The sequence below is a fragment of the Pseudomonas sp. SWRI111 genome (assembly GCF_014268555.1).
GTDB lineage: Bacteria > Pseudomonadota > Gammaproteobacteria > Pseudomonadales > Pseudomonadaceae > Aquipseudomonas > Aquipseudomonas hamedanensis.
Genome location: NZ_JABWQQ010000003.1, coordinates 165,366 through 189,118 on the forward strand (window position 1 = coordinate 165,366; position 23,753 = coordinate 189,118).

General features: G+C 60.3%; 23 protein-coding genes and 1 pseudogene. 10 read left to right on the plus strand and 14 right to left on the minus strand.

Going from position 1 to position 23,753, the window contains the following annotated elements; translation table 11 throughout:
* Positions 1-31: 31 nt before the first annotated feature.
* The 3 genes from mreD to mreB all read right to left on the minus strand — a co-directional run bounded on the left by mreD (position 32) and on the right by mreB (position 2,763).
* Positions 32-523 carry a rod shape-determining protein MreD gene (mreD, locus tag HU755_RS06295; protein ID WP_024011608.1) on the minus strand — a complete coding sequence of 164 codons (492 nt, stop codon included), beginning with the start codon at positions 521-523 and terminating at the stop codon, positions 32-34.
* Positions 523-1,584 carry a rod shape-determining protein MreC gene (gene mreC / locus HU755_RS06300; protein WP_186631020.1) on the minus strand — a complete coding sequence of 354 codons (1,062 nt, stop codon included), beginning with the start codon at positions 1,582-1,584 and terminating at the stop codon, positions 523-525. Before mreC ends, mreD begins: the two co-directional genes overlap by 1 nt.
* 141 nt (positions 1,585-1,725) lie before the next feature.
* Positions 1,726-2,763, minus strand: coding sequence for a rod shape-determining protein MreB (gene mreB / locus HU755_RS06305; RefSeq protein ID WP_002555108.1), 1,038 nt, complete (start codon positions 2,761-2,763; stop codon positions 1,726-1,728).
* Positions 2,764-2,974: 211 nt separating this feature from the next.
* Here mreB and gatC point away from each other — a divergent pair, with 211 nt between their 5' ends.
* The 6 genes from gatC to HU755_RS06335 all read left to right on the plus strand — a co-directional run bounded on the left by gatC (position 2,975) and on the right by HU755_RS06335 (position 8,262).
* Complete coding sequence (gene gatC, locus HU755_RS06310) at positions 2,975-3,262, plus strand: Asp-tRNA(Asn)/Glu-tRNA(Gln) amidotransferase subunit GatC (protein WP_007976465.1); 288 nt, start codon at positions 2,975-2,977, stop codon at positions 3,260-3,262.
* 16 nt (positions 3,263-3,278) lie between these two features.
* Complete coding sequence (gene gatA / locus HU755_RS06315) at positions 3,279-4,730, plus strand: Asp-tRNA(Asn)/Glu-tRNA(Gln) amidotransferase subunit GatA (protein WP_186630958.1); 1,452 nt, start codon at positions 3,279-3,281, stop codon at positions 4,728-4,730.
* A gap of 10 nt (positions 4,731-4,740) precedes the next feature.
* Entirely contained in the window at positions 4,741-6,186 is a 1,446-nt protein-coding gene (gatB, locus tag HU755_RS06320) for an Asp-tRNA(Asn)/Glu-tRNA(Gln) amidotransferase subunit GatB (protein WP_186547277.1), read from the plus strand.
* Between the two features lie 219 nt (positions 6,187-6,405).
* Positions 6,406-6,777 (plus strand): septal ring lytic transglycosylase RlpA family protein, encoded by a 372-nt coding sequence (locus HU755_RS06325; protein ID WP_186547278.1) that lies wholly within the window; start codon positions 6,406-6,408, stop codon positions 6,775-6,777.
* Between the two features lie 40 nt (positions 6,778-6,817).
* Positions 6,818-7,885 carry a calcium/sodium antiporter gene (locus HU755_RS06330; protein ID WP_186631021.1) on the plus strand — a complete coding sequence of 356 codons (1,068 nt, stop codon included), beginning with the start codon at positions 6,818-6,820 and terminating at the stop codon, positions 7,883-7,885.
* Positions 7,882-8,262 carry a carboxymuconolactone decarboxylase family protein gene (locus tag HU755_RS06335; RefSeq protein WP_186547279.1) on the plus strand — a complete coding sequence of 127 codons (381 nt, stop codon included), beginning with the start codon at positions 7,882-7,884 and terminating at the stop codon, positions 8,260-8,262. Before HU755_RS06330 ends, HU755_RS06335 begins: the two co-directional genes overlap by 4 nt.
* Positions 8,263-8,380: 118 nt before the next feature.
* Here the strand turns inward: HU755_RS06335 and HU755_RS06340 are convergent, their stop codons facing one another.
* The 5 genes from HU755_RS06340 to kdgD form a co-directional block, all read right to left on the minus strand.
* Positions 8,381-9,322 carry an AEC family transporter gene (locus HU755_RS06340; protein WP_186547280.1) on the minus strand — a complete coding sequence of 314 codons (942 nt, stop codon included), beginning with the start codon at positions 9,320-9,322 and terminating at the stop codon, positions 8,381-8,383.
* A gap of 185 nt (positions 9,323-9,507) precedes the next feature.
* Complete coding sequence (garD, locus tag HU755_RS06345) at positions 9,508-11,061, minus strand: galactarate dehydratase (RefSeq protein ID WP_186630959.1); 1,554 nt, start codon at positions 11,059-11,061, stop codon at positions 9,508-9,510.
* 11 nt (positions 11,062-11,072) lie between these two features.
* Positions 11,073-12,434 carry an MFS transporter gene (locus tag HU755_RS06350; RefSeq protein ID WP_186618671.1) on the minus strand — a complete coding sequence of 454 codons (1,362 nt, stop codon included), beginning with the start codon at positions 12,432-12,434 and terminating at the stop codon, positions 11,073-11,075.
* A gap of 147 nt (positions 12,435-12,581) precedes the next feature.
* Complete coding sequence (locus HU755_RS06355) at positions 12,582-14,027, minus strand: aldehyde dehydrogenase family protein (RefSeq protein WP_186630960.1); 1,446 nt, start codon at positions 14,025-14,027, stop codon at positions 12,582-12,584.
* 70 nt (positions 14,028-14,097) lie between these two features.
* Positions 14,098-15,009: a 5-dehydro-4-deoxyglucarate dehydratase gene (gene kdgD / locus HU755_RS06360; RefSeq protein ID WP_039759443.1), complete on the minus strand. Its 912-nt coding sequence runs from the start codon at positions 15,007-15,009 to the stop codon at positions 14,098-14,100.
* Between the two features lie 298 nt (positions 15,010-15,307).
* Between kdgD and HU755_RS06365 the strand changes: the two genes are divergently transcribed.
* Both HU755_RS06365 and HU755_RS06370 read left to right on the plus strand, forming a co-directional pair.
* Positions 15,308-15,688: a hypothetical protein gene (locus HU755_RS06365; protein WP_186630961.1), complete on the plus strand. Its 381-nt coding sequence runs from the start codon at positions 15,308-15,310 to the stop codon at positions 15,686-15,688.
* Positions 15,689-15,893: 205 nt separating this feature from the next.
* On the plus strand, positions 15,894-16,238 hold the full coding sequence (locus tag HU755_RS06370) for a hypothetical protein (protein WP_186630962.1): 345 nt from the start codon (positions 15,894-15,896) through the stop codon (positions 16,236-16,238).
* Between the two features lie 7 nt (positions 16,239-16,245).
* Here the strand turns inward: HU755_RS06370 and HU755_RS06375 are convergent.
* Positions 16,246-16,395 (minus strand): annotated as a pseudogene (locus tag HU755_RS06375) (FCD domain-containing protein); the annotation flags it as partial.
* Between the two features lie 27 nt (positions 16,396-16,422).
* Here HU755_RS06375 and HU755_RS06380 point away from each other — a divergent pair.
* Positions 16,423-16,767 (plus strand): hypothetical protein, encoded by a 345-nt coding sequence (locus tag HU755_RS06380; RefSeq protein WP_186618667.1) that lies wholly within the window; start codon positions 16,423-16,425, stop codon positions 16,765-16,767.
* A 12-nt stretch (positions 16,768-16,779) separates the two neighbouring features.
* Here the strand turns inward: HU755_RS06380 and HU755_RS06385 are convergent, their stop codons facing one another.
* From HU755_RS06385 to HU755_RS06400, 4 genes are all read right to left on the minus strand, one after another.
* Positions 16,780-17,526, minus strand: coding sequence for a FadR/GntR family transcriptional regulator (locus HU755_RS06385; protein WP_186547286.1), 747 nt, complete (start codon positions 17,524-17,526; stop codon positions 16,780-16,782).
* Positions 17,527-17,717: 191 nt separating this feature from the next.
* On the minus strand, positions 17,718-19,445 hold the full coding sequence (locus HU755_RS06390; protein ID WP_186630963.1) for an ABC transporter ATP-binding protein/permease: 1,728 nt from the start codon (positions 19,443-19,445) through the stop codon (positions 17,718-17,720).
* A 96-nt stretch (positions 19,446-19,541) separates the two neighbouring features.
* Positions 19,542-20,102 (minus strand): response regulator transcription factor, encoded by a 561-nt coding sequence (locus HU755_RS06395; RefSeq protein ID WP_003221630.1) that lies wholly within the window; start codon positions 20,100-20,102, stop codon positions 19,542-19,544.
* Positions 20,095-21,357 (minus strand): ATP-binding protein, encoded by a 1,263-nt coding sequence (locus HU755_RS06400; protein WP_186547288.1) that lies wholly within the window; start codon positions 21,355-21,357, stop codon positions 20,095-20,097. Before HU755_RS06400 ends, HU755_RS06395 begins: the two co-directional genes overlap by 8 nt.
* 422 nt (positions 21,358-21,779) lie before the next feature.
* On the opposite strand from HU755_RS06400, the gene HU755_RS06405 reads away from it, so the two are divergent.
* Entirely contained in the window at positions 21,780-22,496 is a 717-nt protein-coding gene (locus HU755_RS06405) for an SIMPL domain-containing protein (RefSeq protein WP_186547289.1), read from the plus strand.
* 176 nt (positions 22,497-22,672) lie between these two features.
* Here HU755_RS06405 and HU755_RS06410 read toward each other — a convergent pair whose 3' ends face one another.
* On the minus strand, positions 22,673-23,035 hold the full coding sequence (locus tag HU755_RS06410) for a DUF6124 family protein (RefSeq protein WP_186630964.1): 363 nt from the start codon (positions 23,033-23,035) through the stop codon (positions 22,673-22,675).
* Positions 23,036-23,753 lie beyond the last annotated feature (718 nt).

The window sequence follows — 23,753 nt, forward strand, 5'->3', positions numbered from 1 at the left end:
ATCTCCCTGTTCAGTGCCCTGCCTCACCGGTTCAATAGATTCTGTAGCGTCGGCACATTCCGCGTAGGGCGAAGCTGACCCACGGCCAGAGCAAGGCACTGACCAGCGCCGGCAGGACCAGCGCCAGGGTTGGCTGGCGATTGCCGGTCAAGGCGCTTAGCCACAGTTGCGCCAGTTGCGCGAGGCCGAAGATCACAAGGATCACCAGACACTGCTGCCACATCGGAAACATGCGCAGACGCTGTTGCAGTGACAGGACGAGGAAGGTGATCAGGGTCAGGATCAGCGCGTTCTGCCCGAGCAGGTCGCCCTGCAGCACGTCTTCGGCCAGCCCCAGACAGAATGCGGTGACCATGCCAACCGTGTGCGGCATGTACAGCGCCCAAAAGGTCACGAGCAGGGCCAGCCACAGCGGGCGGAGGATTTCCATGAAGATCGGCAGCGGTGAAACGCTGAGCAGGATGCCGACGAAGAACGTCAGCCAGATCATCCAGCCGTTTCCGGATTTTTTCGCGCCGACCATTATTCTCGTCCCCCGGTAGTCGCTGGCGGTTTCGCCGGTGGTTTGCTGGCTGCCGGTGGTTTGGCAGCGGCGGGTGTGACTGCGGGCGCTGCGGCTTCGGCGGCAGGAGCTGGTGCTGTCGACGGCGTCGCGGGCATGATCAGCGGTTTCGGCACACTGGCCGGCAACATCGGACCGCCACCATGCGCGTCGAGCGCTTCCTGGGCCTGGGCGGCGTCATTGGCGCGCTCTTCGGCGGTACGGCTGTCGCTGAACACCAGCAGCAGATAGCGGCTGCGGTTCAGGGCGGCGGTTGGCACGGCGCGGACGATGGCGAACGGTTGGCCGGAATCGTGGATGACTTCCTTGACCGTGGCCACCGGATAACCGGCCGGAAAGCGCTGGCCGAGGCCGGAGCTGACCAGCAGATCGCCTTCCTTGATGTCCGCCGTGTCAGCGACATGGCGCAATTCCAGACGCTCCGGGTTGCCGGTGCCGCTGGCAATCGCGCGCAGACCGTTGCGGTTGACCTGCACGGGAATGCTGTGGGTGGTGTCGGTCAACAACAGGACACGTGAGGTGTATGGCATCAATTCAACCACCTGGCCCATCAGCCCGCGTGCATCGAGCACCGGCTGGCCGAGCACCACGCCGTCGCGCTCACCTTTGTTGATGATGATGCGATGGGTGAAAGGGTTGGGGTCCATGCCGATCAACTCGGCCACTTCGACCTTTTCGTTGACCAGTGCGGAGGAATTGAGCAACTCGCGCAGCCGAACGTTCTGCTCGGTCAGGGCCGCGAGCTTTTGCATGCGCCCCTGCAACAGCAGGTTCTCGGTCTTGAGTTTTTCGTTTTCGGCGACGAGCTCGGTGCGGCTGCCGAACTGACTGGCGACCCCTTCCCACAACCGGCCGGGCAGGTCAGTGATCCAGTAGGCATCCATGAGCACCAGCGACGCTTGCTTGCGCGCGGGCTTGAGCAGGTCGAAACGCGCATCGACCACCATCAGCGCGACCGACAGCACGGCCAGCACCAACAGGCGCACGCCCAACGAAGGGCCCTTGGCGAAAAGCGGTTTAATAAGCCGCTCCTCCCAGGCAAATGTTCTGTTTATTCATACGGCATCAAACCGGCCTGGATGAAGACTGACAGAAGATAAACGCCAACAGGCAGCACTGCAAAGTGCTGCCTGTGCGTTCACCCACGTATTGCAACCAACGAATTACTCGCTGGAAAGCAGATCCATGGTGTGCTTATCCATCATTTCCAGCGCACGGCCACCGCCGCGAGCCACACAGGTCAGCGGATCTTCGGCAACGATCACCGGCAGACCGGTTTCCTGAGCCAGCAACTTGTCGAGGTCACGCAGCAGCGCGCCACCACCGGTCAGCACCAGGCCGCGCTCGGCGATGTCGGAAGCCAGTTCCGGCGGCGACTGCTCCAGCGCGCTCTTCACGGCCTGAACGATGGTGGCCAGCGACTCTTGCAGAGCTTCCAGCACTTCGTTGGAGTTCAGGGTGAATGCACGTGGAACGCCTTCGGCCAGGTTGCGACCGCGAACATCGACTTCGCGCACTTCGCCGCCCGGGTAGGCCGTACCGATTTCCTGCTTGATGCGCTCAGCGGTGGATTCACCGATCAGGCTGCCGTAGTTGCGACGCACGTAAGTGATGATCGCTTCGTCGAAACGGTCGCCGCCCACACGTACGGATTCGGCGTAGACCACACCGTTGAGGGAGATCAGGGCGATTTCGGTGGTACCACCACCGATGTCCACGACCATCGAACCGCGGGCTTCTTCAACCGGCAGACCGGCACCGATCGCAGCGGCCATTGGCTCTTCGATCAGGAACACTTCACGGGCACCGGCGCCAAGGGCCGATTCACGGATGGCACGACGCTCAACCTGGGTGGACTTGCAGGGAACGCAGATCAGCACACGAGGGCTGGGCTGCAGAAAGCTGTTTTCATGAACCTTGTTGATAAAGTACTGCAGCATCTTTTCGCAGACGCTGAAGTCGGCGATCACGCCGTCCTTCATCGGACGAATGGCAGCAATGTTGCCCGGCGTACGGCCGAGCATGCGCTTGGCCTCGGTGCCGACAGCGACGACACTTTTCTGGTTACCGTGTGTCCGAATGGCCACAACCGATGGCTCATTCAGGACGATACCGCGCTCGCGCACGTAAATAAGGGTGTTGGCAGTGCCCAGGTCAATGGAAAGATCGCTGGAAAACATGCCACGCAGTTTCTTGAACATGGGAAAGGGACCCTAGGCAACGCGTGGGTAAAAAAGTGCGGCAAACTCTAACAACGACAGGGATTTTGGGCAAGGCGCCAATATGTTAAATTGGCCGCTTTTCTGTGCACCAAGCCCCACAATCGCGGCCTTATGACCGTAGAAGTGCGGTAGTGTTCCGACAATCTAACACACGGACGCCGTCCGTTCTGTTTTCCACTGGAGAATCCCGATGGCGCTAGAACGCTCCGACGTGGAAAAAATCGCGCACCTGGCCTGCCTTGGCCTCAACGATGCCGATCTTCCACACATTACTTCCGCCCTCAACAGCATTCTCGGGCTGGTCGACGAGATGCAGGCCGTCAATACCGACGGTATCGAGCCTTTGGCCCACCCTCTGGAAGCCAGTCAGCGCCTGCGTGCCGACGTCGTGACCGAGACGAATAACCGCGAGGCCTACCAGTCCATCGCACCAGCGGTCGAAAACGGCCTGTACCTGGTTCCGAAAGTCATCGACTAAAGGGAAAGAGCCTGCAATGCATCAAATGACTCTGGCCGAGATCGCCCGCGGTCTCGCCGATAAAAAGTTTTCCTCCGAAGAGCTGACCAAAGTCCTGCTGGCGCGTATTACCCAGCTCGATCCGCAGCTCAACAGTTTCATCAGCCTCACCGAAGAGCTGGCCCTCGAGCAGGCGAAAGCCGCCGATGCGCGCCGGGCCAGCGGTGAGAGCGGCGCCCTGCTCGGCGCGCCGATCGCCCACAAAGACCTGTTCTGCACCCAGGGCATTCGCACCAGCTGCGGCTCGAAGATGCTCGACAACTTCAAGGCACCGTACGACGCCACCGTGGTGGCGAAACTCGCCGCCGCCGGCGCCGTGACCCTGGGCAAGACCAACATGGACGAATTCGCCATGGGTTCGGCCAACGAGTCGAGCTGGTACGGCGCGGTGAAAAACCCGTGGAACCTGGAACACGTACCGGGCGGTTCGTCCGGTGGTTCGGCGGCGGCTGTGGCCGCGCGTCTGTTGCCTGCCGCGACCGCCACCGACACCGGCGGCTCGATCCGCCAGCCAGCCGCCTTCACCAACCTCACCGGCCTGAAGCCGACCTACGGTCGCGTTTCGCGCTGGGGCATGATTGCCTACGCGTCCAGCCTCGATCAGGGCGGCCCGTTGGCGCGCACTGCCGAAGACTGCGCGATCCTGCTGCAAGGCATGGCCGGCTTCGACCCGAACGATTCGACTAGCATCGATGAGCCGGTGCCGGATTACTCCGCCAGCCTCGGCGATTCGCTGCAAGGCCTGCGCATCGGCGTGCCGAAGGAATACTTCAGCGCCGGTCTCGACCCGCGCATCGCCGAGTTGATCCAGAACAGCATCCAGCAGTTGCAGAAGCTCGGTGCGGTGATCAAGGAAATAAGCCTGCCGAACATGCAGCACGCGATTCCGGCGTACTACGTGATCGCCCCGGCAGAAGCGTCTTCCAACCTGTCGCGTTTCGACGGCGTGCGTTTTGGCCATCGCTGCGAGAACCCGGCAAACCTGATCGACCTGTACAAGCGCTCCCGAGGCGAAGGCTTCGGTGCCGAAGTACAGCGCCGGATCATGGTCGGTGCCTACGCACTGTCCGCCGGTTATTACGACGCCTACTACCTGAAAGCGCAGAAGATCCGTCGTCTGGTGAAAAACGACTTCATGGCGGCCTTCAATGAGGTCGACATCATCCTCGGCCCGACCACGCCGAACCCGGCCTGGAAGCTCGGCGCGAAGAACAGCGACCCGGTCGCTGCCTATCTGGAAGACGTCTACACCATCACCGCCAACCTCGCCGGCCTGCCGGGCCTGTCGATGCCGGCCGGTTTTGTCGACGGTCTGCCGGTGGGCGTGCAATTGCTCGCACCGTACTTCCAGGAAGGCCGTTTGCTTAATGTTGCGCACCAGTACCAGCTGAATACCGACTGGCACACTCGCACCCCAACCGGCTTCTGAGGAGACACACATGCAATGGGAAGTCGTGATCGGGCTGGAGATTCACACTCAGCTCACCACCCGGTCGAAAATCTTTTCCGGTAGTTCCACCACCTTCGGTTCCGAGCCGAACACCCAGGCCAGCCTGATCGACCTGGGCATGCCGGGCGTGCTGCCGGTGCTCAACCAGGAAGCCGTGCGGATGGCGGTGATGTTCGGTCTGGCGATTGACGCCGAGATCGGCCAGCACAACGTGTTTGCCCGTAAAAACTATTTCTATCCGGACCTGCCGAAGGGCTACCAGATCAGCCAGATGGAACTGCCGATCGTCGGCAAGGGCCACCTGGACATCGCGCTGGAAGACGGCACGGTCAAACGCGTCGGCATCACCCGCGCGCACCTGGAAGAAGACGCCGGCAAGAGCCTGCACGAAGAATTCAACGGTGCCACAGGCATCGACCTGAACCGCGCCGGCACGCCGCTGCTGGAAATCGTCTCCGAGCCGGACATGCGCAGCGCCAAGGAAGCCGTGGCTTACGTCAAGGCAATCCACGCGCTGGTGCGCTACCTGGGCATCTGCGACGGCAACATGGCCGAAGGCTCGCTGCGTTGCGACTGCAACGTGTCGATCCGTCCGAAGGGCCAGGCCGAGTTCGGTACGCGCTGCGAGATCAAGAACGTCAACTCGTTCCGCTTCATCGAGAAGGCGATCAACTCCGAAATCCAGCGGCAGATCGAGCTGATCGAAGACGGCGGCAAAGTCATTCAGCAAACCCGTCTGTACGATCCGAACAAGGACGAGACCCGTCCGATGCGTTCGAAAGAGGAAGCCAACGACTACCGTTACTTCCCCGATCCGGACTTGCTGCCGGTGGTCATCGAAGAGTCGTTCCTCGGCGAGGTGCGTGCAACTCTGCCGGAACTGCCACCGCAAAAGCGCGAGCGTTTCCAGAGCCAGTTCGGTCTGTCGGCCTACGACGCCAACGTGTTGGCGACCAGCCGTGAGCAGGCGGATTACTTCGAGAAAGTCGCGGCCATTGGTGGCGACGCGAAACTGGCGGCGAACTGGGTGATGGTCGAGTTGGGCAGCCTGCTCAACAAGCAAGGCCTGGACATCGAGGAATCGCCAGTGTCCGCCGAGCAACTGGGCGGCATGTTGCAGCGCATCAAGGACAACACCATCTCCGGTAAGATCGCCAAGGTTGTGTTCGAAGCGATGGCCAACGGCGAAGGCAGCGCTGACGAGATCATCGAAAAGCGCGGCCTCAAGCAGGTCACTGACACGGGCGCGATCTCCGCCGTACTCGACGAAATGCTCGCGGCCAACGCCGAGCAGGTCGAACAGTACCGCGCGGCTGACGAAGCCAAACGCGGCAAGATGTTCGGCTTCTTTGTCGGCCAGGCTATGAAAGCCTCCAAAGGCAAGGCCAACCCGCAGCAGGTGAACGAACTGCTGAAAAGCAAGCTCGAAGGCTGACCACAAAATGGAGCCAGATCCAAAGCCTGGCTCCATCCCCTGTAGGAGTGACCTGTGGCGAGGGGATTTATCCCCGTTGGGCCGCGAAGCGGCCCCAATTGCTGAGCTTGATTTGCACCAGATAAACCGAGTTCTCAGTTTTGGGACTGCTGCGCAGTCCAACGGGGATAAATCCCCTCGCCACAGGTCACTCCTACATTTGATCCGGGATACCTTTGAATGAAGCGTCTGTTCCTGAGCAGCGCCCTGCTCGCCTTGCTGGCCGGTTGCGCCAGCACCGACACCATCGACCCGCACGGTTACGACCAGACCGGCGTCGCCTCCTATTACGGAGCCAGGCACCACGGGAAACGCACCGCCAGCGGCGAAGCGTTCAACCAGCATTCCCTGACCGCCGCCCACCGCCAACTGCCGTTCGGCACACGGGTGAAGGTCACCAACCTGAAAAACGATGAGTCCGTCGTGGTCCGCATCAACGATCGCGGCCCGCACACGCGCGGGCGCATCATCGACCTGTCCCGCGAAGCCGCCGACCAGATCGGCATGCTGCGCAGCGGCACCGCACGGGTTCGCGTGCAGGCCCTCGACTGATGGAGCGCCGACCATTTTCGGATTAGCCGATTTACCGCTGATCAACGTCATCGAATTGCTCAGCGGCCTGTGTCTGTTGATCATTGGCGCCGAGTTGATGGTGCGCGCTGCCGTGCGTCTGGCCGCACGTCTGCATGTGCGCCCGCTGATCATCGGCCTGACCATCGTTGCCCTCGGCAGCAGTGCGCCGCAAATGGCGGTCAGCCTGCAAGCGGCGATGGCGAATAACCCTGATATTGCGGTCGGCAGTGTGGTCGGCAGCAGCATCTTCAATATCCTCGTGACCCTCGGCCTCTCCGCGCTGGTCATTCCGCTGCGCGTGTCCCGGCAATTGGTACGCCTCGATATTCCGCTGATGATCGGCGCCAGCCTGCTGGTGTTCGTCCTGGCGTGGAACAAAGACATCGGACGCTTCGACGGCCTTCTGTTGCTTGGCGCCTTGACGCTGTACCTCGGTTTGCTGTTTCGCCAGTCGCGGCACTCGGCCCGCCCCCACACCGAACGACCGCAGAATGCGCAGCAATCCTGGTTGATCAGCGCGCTGATGATCCTTGGCGGCCTCGCCATGCTGGTGTTTGCGGGACATTTGTTGCTCGGCGCTGCCGTGGCCGTGGCAACCGACCTGGGGCTTTCGGAACGGGTGATCGGCCTGACGGTGGTGGCGGTCGGCACGTCCCTGCCGGAACTGGCCACTTCGCTGATCGCGGCGTTGCGCGGGCAACGGGATATCGCCGTGGGCAACGTGATCGGTGCCAACCTGTTCAACTTGCTGGGTGTGCTCGGCCTCACCGCATTGATCGCGCCCATGCCGCTGTCGGTGTCACCCAATGCGCTGGATTTCGATCTGCCGGTGATGCTCGGCGTGGCCGCGCTGTGCCTGCCGGTGTTCTATTCCGGCTACCGCGTGACCCGCGCCGAAGGCTTGCTGCTGCTCGGTCTGTATCTGGTCTACGGGCTGCACGTGGTGTCGTTCACCACCGGCATGCCGCTGGCTGGCAAGCTTGAGCGGCTGATGCTGTTTTATGTCTTGCCGCCGCTGTTGATGTTTCTGCTGTTCACGTCGATACGCGCCTGGCGCCGCCAGCACCACAAGAGGGATATGCCATGACCGAAGCGAAGCAGTCCGGGGTTGAAATCCGCCGCCAGGTAATGGGCGATGCGTTTGTTGACCGAGCCTTGGGCAACGCCACCGAGTTCACCCAGCCGTTGCAGGATTTCGTCAATGAGCATGCCTGGGGCGGGGTGTGGAACCGCGACGGCCTGCCGCTGAAGACCCGCAGCCTGATTACGCTGGCAGCGCTGACCGCGTTGAAGTGCCCGCAGGAATTGAAGGGTCACGTGCGCGGCGCACTGAACAATGGCTGCACGGTGGAAGAAATTCGCGAGGCGCTGCTGCATTGCGCGGTGTATGCCGGGGTGCCGGCGGCGATCGATGCGTTTCGCGCGGCGCAGGAAGTGATCGACAGCTACCAGAAACCGGAATGATTCGGCGCGGCTGAAATAGCTATCGCGAGCAGGCTCACTCCTACAAGGAGAACGCATTCCAAATGTAGGAGTGAGCCTGCTCGCGATGGGGCCGGTCCATTCCCTACAAATCCCACAGTCAGATCCACCCACCCCACTGCAACACAAAGATCCCGACATTGGTGGTAATCGCCGCCATCAATGTGGTCATCACGATAATCGCCGCTGCCAGCTCATGATTGCCTTGCGCCGCCCGGGCCATGACGAAGCTCGCCGCTGCCGTCGGGCTGCCAAAGTAGAGAAACAGAATCCCCAGCTCCGCGCCGCGAAAGCCCCACAACCATGCGCCGAGCGTCGCCAGCAACGGCAGACCGACCATTTTCACCAGACTGGAACTGAGCGCCATCTTGCCGCTCTTGCGCAACGCCGCCAGCGACAGCGTGCCGCCGATGCAAATCAGCGCCAGCGGCAAGGTGGTCTGTGCCAGATACTGGCCGGAAGTTTCCAGCCAACCCGGCAAGCCGATCTTGAAATAAGCAAACGGCGCCGCCGCAATCACGCTGATGATCAGCGGGTTGCTGAACACGCTTTTGCAAATGCTCCACGGATCGGACTTGATCACCGGGCTGTACACCGCCAGCACAATGGTCGACAGCGTGTTGTAAAACAGGATCACCAGCGCCGCGAGAATCGCCCCGAGGGAGATCCCGTAATCGCCGTACATGCTCGCGGCCAGCGCCAGACCAATCACGCCGTTATTGCCACGAAACGCCCCCTGGGTATAAATGCCGCGATCTTCACGCGGACACTTGAAAATCGCCCAGCCCCAAGCCACGGCAAAGCTCACCAGTGTGGCGAGGGAAAAGTAAATCAGCAGGGACGGTTGCAGCGCGGCGTGCAGATCGGCATGCAGGATGCCCAGAAACAACAGCGCCGGCATGGTGACGTTGAACACCAGCGACGAGGCCGTGTGAATGAAGTTGTCGTTGATCCAGTCGATGCGCTTGAGCAGCACACCGAGAAACAGCATGGCAAACACCGGCGCGGTGATGTTCAGGGTTTCGAGGAAGATTGCCAGCATGCCGGGGAGCCTTGGGTGAGCGTCATTAGTAGGCTAATGATAAGCCACTTTCACCCTGATCGTTCCCACCCGAGTGCGGGATGAACACCTGTGGCGAGGGAGCTTGCTCCCGCTGGGGCGCAAAGCGGCCCCAAAAGACGGGACTGCCACGCAGTCCAGCGGGAGCAAGCTCCCTCGCCACAGTCTCAGGTAATCGGCGCCGGGTTGAACAAGGTGATGTCGTTATGCAGCTTGTGCTTCTCCGCCCAGGTCTGTTGCTTGCCACTGGCAACGTCCAGGTAATAGTGAAACAACTCCCAGCCCAGTTCCTCGATGGTCGCGCGCCCGGTGGCGATGCGCCCGGCGTCGATATCGATCAGGTCCGGCCAGCGCTGCGCCAGTTCAGTCCGCGTCGAAACCTTCACCACCGGCGCCATGGCCAGCCCGTAAGGCGTGCCACGCCCGGTGGTGAACACGTGCAGGTTCATTCCTGCCGCCAGTTGCAGGGTGCCGCAGACAAAATCACTCGCAGGCGTCGCACAGAAAATCAGCCCCTTCTGCTTGAAACGCTCGCCCGGGCCGAGCACGCCGTTGATCGCGCTGCTGCCGGATTTGACGATCGAGCCTAGCGACTTCTCGACAATATTCGACAAGCCGCCCTTTTTGTTGCCCGGCGTGGTGTTGGCGCTGCGATCCGCTTCGCCCTTGGCCAGGTAACGGTCGTACCAGTCCATTTCGCGCACCAGTTCCTCGGCAACGGTTTGCGTCTGTGCCCGTGAGGTCAGCAAATAGATCGCATCGCGCACTTCGGTGACTTCGGAAAACATCACCGTCGCCCCCGCGCGCAGGAGCAAATCAGAGGCATAACCCAGCGCCGGGTTGGCGGTGATGCCAGAGAACGCATCACTGCCGCCGCACTGCATGCCCAGAATCAGCTCTGACGCCGGCACGGTTTCGCGGCGGCGCTGGTCGAGCTTCTTCAGGCGCACTTCGGCCAGCTGCATGATCTGCTCGATCATTTCGGTGAAGCCGTGACTGGAATCCTGCAAGCGGTAAAGCCACGGATCGCTGAGATCCACCGACGCGTCGTCCTCGTGCATCACTTGTCCGGCCTGTAATTTCTCGCAGCCCAGACTGATTACCAGCGCTTCGCCGCCCAGGTTCGGGTTGCGCGCCAAATTGCGCACGGTACGAATCGGGATGTAGGCGTCGGTGGCGGTGATCGCCACGCCACAGCCATAACTGTGGGTCAGCGCGACCACGTCGTCGACGTGCGGATACTTGGGCAGCAGCTCTTCCTTGATGCGCTTGACCGCGTGATCGAGCACGCCGGTGACGCACTGCACGGTCGTGGTGATACCGAGAATGTTGCGCGTGCCGACCGTGCCGTCGGCGTTGCGATAACCCTCGAACGTAAAACCTTCCAGCGGAGCCTGCGCGGCCGGCACATCGGTGCACAGCGGCAAGCTGTCCAGCGGCGGCGCGGTCGGCATGCGCAGTTGATCTTCCTTGACCCAACTGCCGCGAGGGATCGGCTGCAACGCGTAGCCAATGATCTGCCCGTAGCGAATCACCGGGCCACCTTCGGCGATATCCTCGAGATTGACCTTGTGGCTCTGCGGGACAAAATCCAGCGTCACCAGGCCATCGGCAAACTCGGTACCGGCCGGTACGCCCTGATCGTTGACCACCACCACAACGTTATCCCGCTCGTGCAGGCGGATGTAGCGCGGCGAGTCGGAATGTTCAATCAACTGCATGACGCCGCTCCTCAGGAATGCGCTTGAGACAAATTGCCGGTGACTTCATTACCGCCCTTGGCTGGCGGCTCTTTGAGCACCACACGTTTGATCGGGCCGACGATGACCAGATAGCTGAACACCGCGACCAGTGCGTTGGCACCGACAAACACCAGCGCCCATTTGAACGAACCGGTGGAGCTGATGATGTAGCCAATCACGATCGGCGTGGTGATCGAAGCGATGTTGCCGAAGGTATTGAACAGCCCGCCGCTCAGACCAGCGATCTGTTTCGGCGAAGTGTCGGAGACCACTGCCCAGCCCAGTGCGCCAACGCCTTTGCCGAAGAAGGCCAGGGCCATGAAACCGACGACCATCCATTCCACGTCAACATAGTTGCACGCGACGATGCTGCTCGAAACCAGCAGACCGGCAATGATCGGCGCCTTGCGAGCGAAGGTCAGCGAGTGGCCTTTGCGCAGCAGATAGTCGGAAATCACCCCGCCGAGCACGCCGCCGATAAAGCCGCAGATCGCCGGCAACGAAGCGATGAAACCGGCCTTGAGAATGGTCATGCCACGCTCTTGCACCAGGTACACCGGGAACCAGGTCAGGAAGAAATAGGTGATGCCGTTGATGCAGTACTGGCCCAGATACACGCCGAGCATCATGCGATTGGTCAGCAACTGGCGGATGTAGTCCCATTTCGGGCCGTCGGACTTTTTGCCTTTCTGATCCATGTCGACCATGCCGCCGTTGTCAGCAATGTGCTTGAACTCGGCGTCGTTGATGCGCGGGTGTTCGCGCGGGCTGTAGATGACTTTCAGCCAGACCAGCGAGAAGATGATGCCGAGGATACCCATGACGATGAACACGTGCTCCCAGCCGAAGCTGTAGACGATCCAGCCCATCAGCGGCGCGAACAACACGGTGGCAAAGTATTGCGCCGAGTTGAAGATCGCCGAAGCGGTGCCGCGCTCAGCGGTCGGGAACCACGCGGCAACAATCCGCGCGTTGCCGGGGAACGATGGCGCTTCGGCCAGGCCCACGAGGAAGCGCAGCATGAACAGCGCAACCACCGCTGTGGACATGCCGAATTCACCGACGAAGCCTTGCAGCACGGTGAACAGCGACCAGGTGAAAATGCTCAGGGCATAGACTTTTTTCGAGCCGAAACGATCGAGCAGCCAGCCACCGGGAATTTGCCCGGCGACGTAGGCCCAACCGAATGCGGAAAAGATGTAGCCGAGGGTGACGGCGTCAATGCCCAGATCTTTTTGCAGGCTGGAGCCGGCAATGGCGATCGTGGCACGGTCGGCGTAGTTGATCGTGGTCACCAGAAACAGCATGAGCAGGATCAAATAGCGGACGTGAGTCGGCTTGGAGGATTGCATGCAGATGTACTCCCACTGATTATTTTTATGCGGGGTGAAGCTTCTTTGGTCTTGCTTTTGTGGGAGCTGGCCTGCCGGCGATGGCATCACTTCGGTTTGTCAGTCACACCGCAGTGATGCCATCGCTTGCAGGCAAGCTCCCACAGATCAGGAACCGATGTAACTGGTCTTCACGACCGTGTAGAACTCTTGCGCATAGCGGCCCTGCTCGCGGGAGCCATAGGATGAGCCTTTACGGCCACCGAACGGTACGTGGTAATCCACACCGGCGGTCGGCAGGTTGACCATCACCATCCCGGCCTGGGAGTGGCGCTTGAAGTGGTTGGCGTACTTCAACGAAGTGGTGGCGATGCCGGCCGACAGGCCAAATTCGGTGTCGTTGGCCATCGCCAGCGCGGCTTCGTAATCGGCCACGCGAACAACGTTGGCCACCGGGCCGAAAATCTCTTCGCGGCTGATGCGCATCGATGCTTCACTGTCAGCGAACAGGGTTGGCGCGAGGAAGTAGCCTTCGGTATCGCACGTCACCACACCGCCGCCGCTGACCAGACGAGCACCTTCGGACTGGCCGATGTCGATGTACTTCATGTCCTGCTCAAGCTGCGCCTGGGACACCACCGGACCGATGTCGGTGCCGGCTTTCAGCGCGTGGCCGACTTTGATCGACTTCATGCGCTCGGCCATGGCCTCGACGAACTTGTCGTGAATGCCGGCGGTGACGATCAGTCGGCTCGACGCCGTGCAACGCTGGCCGGTGGAGTAGAACGCGCTCTGCACCGACAGCTCGACCGCTTGCTTGAGGTCGGCGTCGTCGAGAATGATCTGCGGATTCTTGCCGCCCATCTCCAGCTGTACTTTGGCCTGGCGCGAAACGCAGTTGACCGCGATCTGCCGACCAACGCCGACGGAACCGGTGAAGCTGATGCCATCGACTTTCGGGCTCTGCACCAGGGCATCGCCAACCACACGACCGCTGCCCATCACCAGGTTGAACACACCGGCCGGGAAGCCTGCACGGGAGATGATTTCAGCCAGTGCCCAGGCGCAGCCCGGGACCAGGTCGGCAGGTTTCAGCACGACGCAGTTGCCGTAAGCCAGGGCCGGGGCGATTTTCCACGCCGGGATGGCAATCGGGAAGTTCCACGGGGTGATCAGACCGACCACGCCCAGCGCTTCGCGAGTGACTTCAACGTTGACGCCCGGGCGCACCGACGGCACGTAGTCACCGGACAGACGCAGGCATTCACCGGCGAAGAATTTGAAAATATTGCCGGCGCGGGTCACTTCGCCAATCGCTTCCGGCAGGGTCTTGCCTTCTTCGCGGGCCAGCAGCGTGCCGAGCTCTTCGCGACGGGCGAGGATTTCCGTGCCGACCTTGTCCAGCGAATCGTGACGGGCCTGAATACCCGAGGTCGACCAGGCCGGGAACGCCGCGCGGGCGGCGTCGATGGCGGCGTTGACCTGAGTCAGGTCAGCCTTGGCGTAGTCGCCGATGTTGTCGCTCAGTTCCGACGGGTTGATGTTGGCCGAATAGTCGGCACCGGCGACCCATTCGCCGTTGATGAAGTTGTCGTAGCGTTTTGCAGTTGTCACAGGGCAGCCCTCAACTCTAAAGCCTTTACGCAAAAAGCCGCTGATTGCTCAGCGGCTTCGTTCTTCTCGTTTATTGCGCGCCTTGCTTGTCGATCAGCGCGGCGAGCATTTCGTACTCTTCGCCGGTCAGGTCGGTCAGCGGCGCACGCACTGGACCTGCGTCATAGCCGGCGATTTTTGCACCGGCCTTGACGATGCTCACGGCGTAACCGGCCTTGCGGTTGCGGATGTCCAGGTACGGCAGGAAGAAGTCGTCGATGATCTTGCCGACGGTGGCGTGATCCTCACGAGCGATCGCGTGGTAGAAGTCCATCGCGGTTTTCGGAATGAAGTTGAACACCGCCGAGGAGTAGACCGGCACGCCCAGCGCCTTGTAGGCAGCGGCGTAGACTTCGGCGGTCGGCAGACCACCCAGGTAGCTGAAGCGATCACCGAGGCGGCGACGGATCGACACCATCAACTCGATATCGCCCAGGCCGTCCTTGTAGCCGATCAGGTTCGGGCAGCGCTCGGCCAGACGTTCCAGCAGCGGCGCGGTGAGGCGGCAAACGTTACGGTTGTAGACGACCACACCGATCTTCACCGATTTGCACACGGCTTCAACGTGAGCGGCAACACCGTCCTGGCTCGCTTCGGTCAGGTAGTGCGGCAGCAACAGCAGGCCTTTGGCGCCCAGACGCTCGGCTTCCTGAGCGTATTCGATGGCCTGACGGGTCGAACCGCCAACGCCGGCGAGGATTGGCACGCTGGTGGCGCAGGTGTCGACGGCGGTCTTGATGATTTCCGAGTATTCGCTGGCGGCCAGGGAGAAGAACTCACCGGTGCCACCGGCGGCGAACAATGCTGAAGCGCCATACGGAGCCAGCCATTCCAGGCGTTTGATGTAGCCCGCGCGGTTGAAATCGCCCTGCGCGTTGAAATCGGTCACCGGGAAAGACAGCAGGCCGGCAGAGAGGATGGACTTCAGTTCTTGTGGATTCATTATTCGAACACCCTGGTAGCAACGTTTTATTGTGAGTGGACCGTTCAGCCTTCGCCGAAGTTGTAGGTCATCGTACAACTTAAAAAATTACCGTCAACTGCATTTCATCGTTGGTGGCGATTTTTTGTCTGACAGGATCGTCTTTTGTAGTTTCGGAAATCGTCGCAAGGCCCGTGCTTGACGCTTTCGCTGGCAGAAATATCTGGTCTGGATTCGTTTAATCATCGCCGGCCGAGCTGCTCGTAAAGTACGGCGACTGCCACGAAGGATCGTGGCGGACCTTTCAAAGGAAGCCGATATGTCGATGCATTTAGCCGCCCCCACCCTCACCCACGTCGCCCCTTCGCAGGACGATTGCGTGACGCTCCAGCTCTCGCAATTGCCAGACATCCTCACCGTGCAGGTGCCGGACTCCAGCGATTTTGCGGCGAACTGGAGCGTCTACGCGATTCTGGGCGACGATCCGGAAGAGCCGGAATGGCAAGGTGAAGAAGTGGATACCGGCGCCTGGGACGACGCTGAAGATGAGATGGAGAAACTCACCGGAATCGAATTGCAGGTCCCCAAGGAGGCGCTGCGCCCGTACCTGAACAGGGAGGTTGAATTGCGTTACAAGTTTGCAGATGAGTCGAGTATGGAGCCGTATTCGCAGGCGTTGAGGTTGCGGGTTGAAAGCTGAGTTTCGTAGCCGTCTGTTGAATTGGCCGCCAGGTGAGCACGTGTTACAAGCGCACCGCTCGTCGGGACTGGTATTTCTTACAGGTGCTCCAGAGCGCCTAACCCGGCGTTAATGTTTCCTGGAGTGCATAAACCGGCTCCGCCAGCGTAAGGCGACAACCTGCGCTTTTTCGACGGTTTAACTGGACTGTGAAAAGGACTTGACCATGACACAAACAACATTGCTGCCACCTGCTCTGTTGGACGCCGAGAAGGGAGTACTGAAGGTTAGCAGCCTGGATAAGATCGCGAACGGTAGCGTAGACGGCTACGACAATGCGCAGACCGGCGACGCAATCACGCTGAAGGTAAAAACTTCTACCGGGAACGCCTGGGAATACAGATTCACGTTGACCACCGAGCCGCTGTGGCCATTGGTTTTCGCTATCCCTAAAGAGGTTTTTGAGAAGAATCTCGTTCCAAATGCCACCGCCGAGCTTCACTACGTCGTGGCACGATTTGATCAGTTGATCGGAATCTCCAAAGAACTGAAGGTCCACCTCGAACGATAATTACCCGTCACCCCTGCGCCTGCGCCTCTTCACGGGCCTGGCGCAGTCTTTCGCGGCTATTGGTCAGGTGCAACCGCATCGCCGCCCGCGCTGCATCGGAATCCTGACGGGCAATTGCGTCGTAGATCTCTTCGTGCTCACGGTTCAGGCAGCTCATGGATCTTTTTCGAGAAGGAACATAAATATGAATGCTCAAAAAAAAGCGCTGACCGCGCCCATCGTCAAAGAAGCGATAGCCAATCAACTGAAGCTCAGTGTTATCACGAATGATGTGGTTACCGCTCAGATCATTGCAGTTGAGTCGCACTTTCCTACAGGAAAAGTGCATCTCTTTGCGACGATGGGCGAAGCTATTTTTACGGCGTCTGGAGAAATCAGCACCCCTCCACAAATTCTTGAGTTAGCCCTCCCCAAGAGTTTCTTCGAAGAACATTTGGCAACAGCAAAGGTGAGCTTGTTCTATATCGTGATAACCAAAGAGGGCACCGTAGTGACATCGCTCGCTCATGAACTGTCCGTAGTGGAATAAAAAATTACTCTGTTAACCCTGCGCCTGAGCCTCTTCATGGGCCTGGCGCAGTCTTTCGCGGCTATTGGTCAGGTGCAACCGCATCGCCGCCCGCGCTGCATCGGAATCCTGACGGGCAATTGCGTCGTAGATTTCTTCGTGCTCACGGCTCAGGCGCCCCATGTAGTGCTGCTGGTCATCGTGAGCCAGTCGCGCCGAGTTAAGCCGTGTACGCGGAATGATGCTGGTGCCCAGGTGGGTCATGATGTCGGTGAAGTAACGGTTGCCGGTGGACAATGCGATTTCCAGATGGAAAGCGAAGTCTGACGACACCGCATCACTGGCATGCGAGGCGCTTTCGTTCAGCGCGTCGAGGGCGGCGCGCATGGTTGCCAGTTGCTCAGGCGTGCGGCGTTGCGCGGCGAGGCCGGCGGATTCAACTTCGAGGCTGATGCGCAATTCGAGAATCGCCAGCACATCACGCAGGGTGACAACGGTGGCCGGATCGATGCGGAAACCGCTCGGGCTGGGCGTGTCGAGGACAAAAGTGCCGATGCCGTGGCGGGTTTCCACTTGTCCCGCCGCCTGCAGACGGGAAATCGCCTCACGCACCACGGTGCGGCTGACGCCATGGGCTTCCATGATTGCCGACTCGGTCGGCAATTTGTCGCCGCGCTTGAGCAGGCCATCGCGGATCTGCTCGCTCAGCACCGTCACCAATTCCTGGGCGAGGCTGCGGCGCTTGCGGGGGAGGCGCGGGGTGTCCATCAGCTTTTCCATGGTCTGCATCTTGTCTCGAAAGTTCGGCTTGGGGCCATCATAGCTCAAGCGGGTTGTACGATCACTGCTCAGATCACATCGCCCTTTGTAGGAGTGAGCCTGCTCGCGATGGCGTTCTGTCAGTCACATCAATGTTGAATATGCCGACGCTATCGCGAGCAGGCTCACTCCTACAGGGGGTTGTGTGGGTGTCAGGCAGTCACGGGTTGCTCCACCAGACGCCCGCTGTCGATCCTCACATGCCGCGGATGGAATCGTTTCAAACTGCTTCGATGGCCGACGCTGACAATGCTCAACCCGGGAATCTGATCGATCAACGCCTGATACAACGTCGCCTCGTCTTCCTCATCCATCGCCGAAGTCGCTTCATCCATGTACAGCCATTGCGGCGCAAACAACAGCGCGCGGGCGAAGGCCAGACGTTGTTGTTCACCGGGCGAAAGCATGCGCTGCCAGTGATTGGCTTCGTCGAGCCGCGCAACCAGATGCGGCAAGCGGCAGGTCTCCAGTACCTGTGCATAACGCTCCGGCGCGTAGATGTCGCCGGACTGTGGATAACTCAATGCTTCACGCAGGGTGCCAATCGGCAGATAGGGTTTCTGCGGCAAGAACAGATAACGTGCGGCCGGCAAACGGATGTTGCCGTGCCCCGCTGGCCACAAGTGGCCCATCGCCCGCAGCAATGTCGATTTTCCGCTGCCGGACCGACCGCTAAGCATCACCCGCTCGCCCGGCTCCACGGTCATGTCTGCATCGGTCAGCAGATGACGCCCATCGGCCAGGTCCAGGCCGAGATTGTGCACCTGCAATTCGCTGCCCTGATTCTGCACGTCGATGGCCGGGGTGCGCTGCTCGTTGTCAGTCATGGCCTGACGGAAACTCAACAGACGATCGCAGGTGGCGCGCCAGGAGGCGAGGCTCTGGTACGCACTGATGAACCAGCTGAAACTCTCCTGAACGTTGCCGAATGCCGAGCTGATCTGCATCAGTTCACCGAGTTCGATCTTGCCGGCAAGGTAACGCGGCGAGGCAACGATAAACGGGAAAATGATCGCCGCCTGACTGTAACCGGCAGTAAAAAAGGTCAAGCGCTTGGACACCTTCATGATGTCCCAGAAATTGTGCCAGACGTTGCCAAAACGGGCGCTCAACCGTCGGTTTTCGTTCGGCTCGCCGTTGTACAACGCGATGCTTTCGGCATTTTCGCGAATCCGCACCATGGAGAAACGCAGGTCTGCTTCGAAACGTTGTTGTTGGTTGTTCAGGCCGATCAAGCGGCGACCGATCAAATGCGTCAGCCAGCTACCCACCACCGCATACACCAACACACACCAGAACATGTAACCGGGAATGGTGATGCCATAGACTTCGATGCTGCCCGAAACGCCCCAGAGAATGATCGAGAACGATACCAGGCTGACGATATTGCGCAGCAGCCCGATACCCAGCTCAAGGGTGTTGGACGTGAAGTTGTTTAAATCTTCGGAAATCCGCTGGTCCGGGTTATCGGTATAACCGCCCTGCTCCAGTTGGTAGTAATTCTTGTCGGCGAGCCAACGAGAGAAATGCTTTTCGGTGAGCCAGGCGCGCCAGCGAATCGTCAGCATCTGGGTCAGATAAAGCCTGTACACGGCACCGATAATCGCCACGGCCGCGATGCCGCAGAAATACAGAATCAATTGCCAGAACGCCGCTTCGTCCTTCTTTTGCAGAGCGTTGTAAAAATCCTTGTACCAAGTGTTGAACCACACCGAGATCCCCACGCTGAGCAGCGAGAGCGCGATCACTGCAATCAGCAGCGTCCAGGCCATGCCCTTCTCTTCACTGCGCCAGTACGGCGTGATGATCGCCCACACCTTGCGAAAAAACTGCCCGCGCACAGCATCGTTGACCGCGGAATATTCAGCGTTCTGATTCATGAATAAGGCTCGATAAAGAAAACAACAGACACGCACCGATCATAGATGATCGGTGCGTGTCATCGCGAGGGCTGGCGATAGTCGTTCAGCGCAGGTTCAGCGACGAACCGGGCGCTTCTGCAGTTTGCGCTGCAAGGTGCGGCGATGCATGCCCAGCGCACGCGCCGTGGCGGAGATGTTGCCTTCATGCTCGGTGAGCACGCGCTGGATGTGTTCCCACTGGAGGCGATCGACCGACATCGGGTTTTCCGGCACCAGACTGTCGAGGTCGGCGTGTTCGGAGAGCAACGCGGCCAGCACGTCGTCGGCATCGGCCGGTTTGCACAGATAATTGCAGGCGCCGCGCTTGATCGCCTCGACCGCAGTGGCAATGCTCGAATAACCGGTGAGAATCACCACGCGCATTTCCGGATCAAGTTCCAGCAGCTTGGGCAGCAGCACCAAACCCGAGTCGCCGTCCATTTTCAGGTCCAGCGCGGCGTAATCAGGCAGGTCGGCCTGGGCAATGGTCAGGCCTTCTTCGGCGGAACCGGCAGTGCTGACGCGAAAGCCACGGCGGGCCATGGCGCGGGCCATGACGCGGGTGAAGGTCGCGTCGTCGTCGACCAGCAGCAGGTGCGGCAGTTCTTCGCCTTCGACTTGGATTTCGTCACTCATGTTGGTCTCCTCGGGCGCCGTGAGGCAGGCGCAGCTCGGTGAGCGTGCCGCCTTCCTCATGACTATAGAGTTTCACTGAGCCGCCGGCGCGTGTCACGCTGGCCTTGCTCAAAAACAGGCCCAGGCCGAAACCTTTGCCCTTGGTGGTAAAAAACGGTTTGCCGATCTGCTCGGCAATGGCCAGCGGCACACCGGCGCCGTGGTCACGGATACTGATGGTCAGGGTTTCCGAATCCCAGTCGAGCGTGACCTGAAGATTCTCCGGGCAAGCATCGGCGGCGTTGTTCAATAGATTCAGCAAGGCCTGGGTCAGATCCGGCGGCGGCGCCATGCGCGGCACGGTGCCCTGACCGAGACGCTGGAAGCGGTAACTGGCCTCCGGGCGCATCAAGTGCCAGCGGTTCAGCGCTTCGTCGAGCCAGTCAGTCACGTCCTGCATTTCCACAGCCAGACGTCGGTTGGCCTCGGCGGCGCGGACCAGTTGCTGCAAGGTTTCCTTGCACAGCTTGACCTGATCCTGCAGCACTTTCAGGTCGTCCTGCAACAGCGGGTCCGGGTGGTCCTGCTGCATTTCCTTGAGCAACACGCTCATGGTCGCCAGCGGCGTACCCAGCTCATGCGCCGCACCGGCGGCCTGGGTCGCAACGGCAAGCAACTGCTGATCACGCAGACCTTCCTCTCGACGAATCGCGCGCAATTCTTCCTGCCGGCGCAGCTCTTCGGCCATGCGCGCGGCGAAAAACGTGATCACCGCAGCGGCCAGCGCGAAGCTCAGCCACATGCCATAGATCTGCAGATTCTCACGGGCGACCGGCAAGGTTTCCAGTGGGTAAAACCGCGTCAGCATCACGGTGTACAACGCCAGCGCGATACCCGACAGGATCACCGAATAACGCCACGGCAGCGTCACCGCCGCGATGGTCAGCGGCACCAGATAATAAGAAACGAAGGGATTGGTCGAACCGCCGGAGAAATACAGCAGCGCACTGTGGATCACCAGATCGCAGGCCAGTTGCAGCGCGTATTCAAGCTCGGTCACCGGCCACGACGTGCGCAGCCGCACGGCGGTGAACGCGCACAGCAGAATCGAACAGCCCAGGGTCATCGCCAATTGCACCCACGGCAACGGCAACAATTGCAGCCAGTAGGCCAGGCCCACGGACCCGGCCTGCGCGGCGAGCACCAGGGTGCGGATGAAAGTCAGCCGCCAGAGATTCTGGCGAGTGGCGGAAGTCAGTTGTACGGGGGCGAGCATGAGCTCTCCTGATGAGCGCTCCAGGCGGATCGCACGGAGTATAACCAAGGCGCGGGCGTGAGAGGCGAAAGTGCGGCAAACGACCACATGGCGACGATGGAGAATTCATCTGAGTTGAAGAAAATTCCGAGGGCTATCGGAGATCAAGCGTGGCGAGGGGATTTATCCCCGCTGGGTGGCGGAGCCGCCCCAAATCATGCGACCTCATTTAATCAGACATACCGCATCAGCCGGATTTGCGACTGCTGCGCAGCCGAACGGGGATAGATCCCCTCGCCACAAAAGCTCATTCGACTCAGGTTCTGCGGTGGGCCGCGGCATCTGTATAGAAGTTGTAACTGGGCGAACCGGATCATAAAAGCTAGAGTCTGATGGTTCACGCAGGCCCGACCCGACACCTGCGCCTCATTCAAGGAGCCTTCATGCACACCTTTCGCCGCAGCGCCGCCCTCCTCGCCCTGACCGTCGGCAGCGTCGCCAGCCTTCCGGCCCTGGCCGCCGATGAGCTGCATTACAACCAGATTTCCCTGCGCGCCGAAGTCAGCCAGGAAGTGGCCCGCGACCAGATGATCGTGACGCTCTACACCGAAGAGCAAAACACCGACCCGGCCAAACTCGCCGCCGCCATCAGCACCACCATGAACAAGGCAACCGCCCAGGCCAAGCAAGTCAAAGACATCACCCTGCGCACCGGCAGCCGCAACAGCTACCCGATCTACGACACCAAGGGCCAGAAAATCACTGGCTGGCGCGAACGCGCCGAACTGCGCCTGGAAAGCACCGACTTCGCCGCCCTGTCCAAACTCACCGGCGAGCTGCTGACCGACCTGAAAATGGGCGGCATGGACTTCGCCATCGCCGACCCGACCCGCAAAGCCAGCGAAGACCAGTTGCTCAAAGAAGCCGTCACCGCCTTCAAGGCCCGCGCGCAACTGGCCACCGACGCCTTGGGCGGCAAGGGCTACAAGATCGTCAACCTGAACCTCAACAGCAACGGTTATCCACAACCGTATCTGCGTGCGCCGATGATGATGAAAGCGGCAGCGATGGACTCCGCACCGGTCACTCCGGAAGTTGAAGCGGGCACCAGCCAGGTCAGCATGACCGCTGATGGTTCGATTGAAGTGCTGATGCAGTGATTTGAATTTGGCTGAATGAAGGACCGGCAATCAGTAGATGGTTGCCGGTTTTTTTTGTGCCTGGGACTTGTGGTGATTGGTCAATCGCCTTCGCGAGCAGGCTCACTCCTACAATTTGGAATGCATTCCCCTGTAGGAGTGAGCCTGCTCGCGAAAAACGATGACGCAGTATCCGCTCAGGTATGCGGATCAACCCGATCCAGCGCCCGGTTCACTGCCAGCTCCGCCAACATGATGATCTGCTGAATCGCCAGCGCCGTATTGCGCTGCGGGCGACCGAGCTGATCGGCGAAATCGCTGGCCAGCGTGTTGGCTGAAGCGAGGGATTCACAGGCATGGGCCAGCAAGCTTTCGGTGTCGATGTCTGGCTGGATCACGAACATTGTGCTGGGTGGATGGGGTTTGCTGGGTGGAGGGCAGAGATAGAAATCGAGGGCACGCTTTATGGCTTCGCGGTTTTTCGCCTGATCGTCGGCGCGGATGGCTTCTTCTAGGGGAGTTGCGGATTCTAGGGGTGGATCGGGGACTGGTTTGGTCATTGGATAGCCCTACTTTGCTAAATGAACGCCATCACCTGCTGTTTCTCACGCGGCGAAGTGGGTGGCAGCTATGTGCGGGGTGAGAAACCGGAAAAATAGGAAAACCGGCCAGACCGAAGTCTGCCCGCACACAGCCGCCATAACGCAATTGCAGACAACTGAAGAGCTGGCGGCAATTATGCGGACATGCGCACTGAATCACTAATTTTCCGGGTTCTCACACCCGATCGCTGAGACTTCAGCGACAACCCAAGCCTAGAGAGCGGACGTCCGACGGACAACCTGAAAACCTTGTGGGAAGGTTCGGGTAATTTCGCATCGGATTTAAACAATCCCAAGTCATCGGTTGCCTGAAAGGGCCTCATCGCGAGCAGGCTCACTCCTACAATGGGATCGAGTACATCACCAAAATCAGGTCGGCTGTCAGGCCGCCTTCGCGAGCAGGCTCGCTCCCACAGAAAAGCAAAGCAGCGTAGCTGCCCGCGGCGAAGCCGCCCCACTCAACAATGAGCGTTAGCTCGCGTGCTTTTGATCTTGCTTTTGATCCACGGGCGACTTCGGAAGGCTGAGCGGAGGGATTGATCCGGGCGTGGGAGCGCAGCGACCGTACGACGCAGTCGTACACAGCGGAAGGAGGTGCAGCGAAGCAAACCGGAGCCGCTGCGCCCGGATCAATCCCGCAGCGAAGGAACCCGAGCCTGCGAGGGCCGAACGCAGG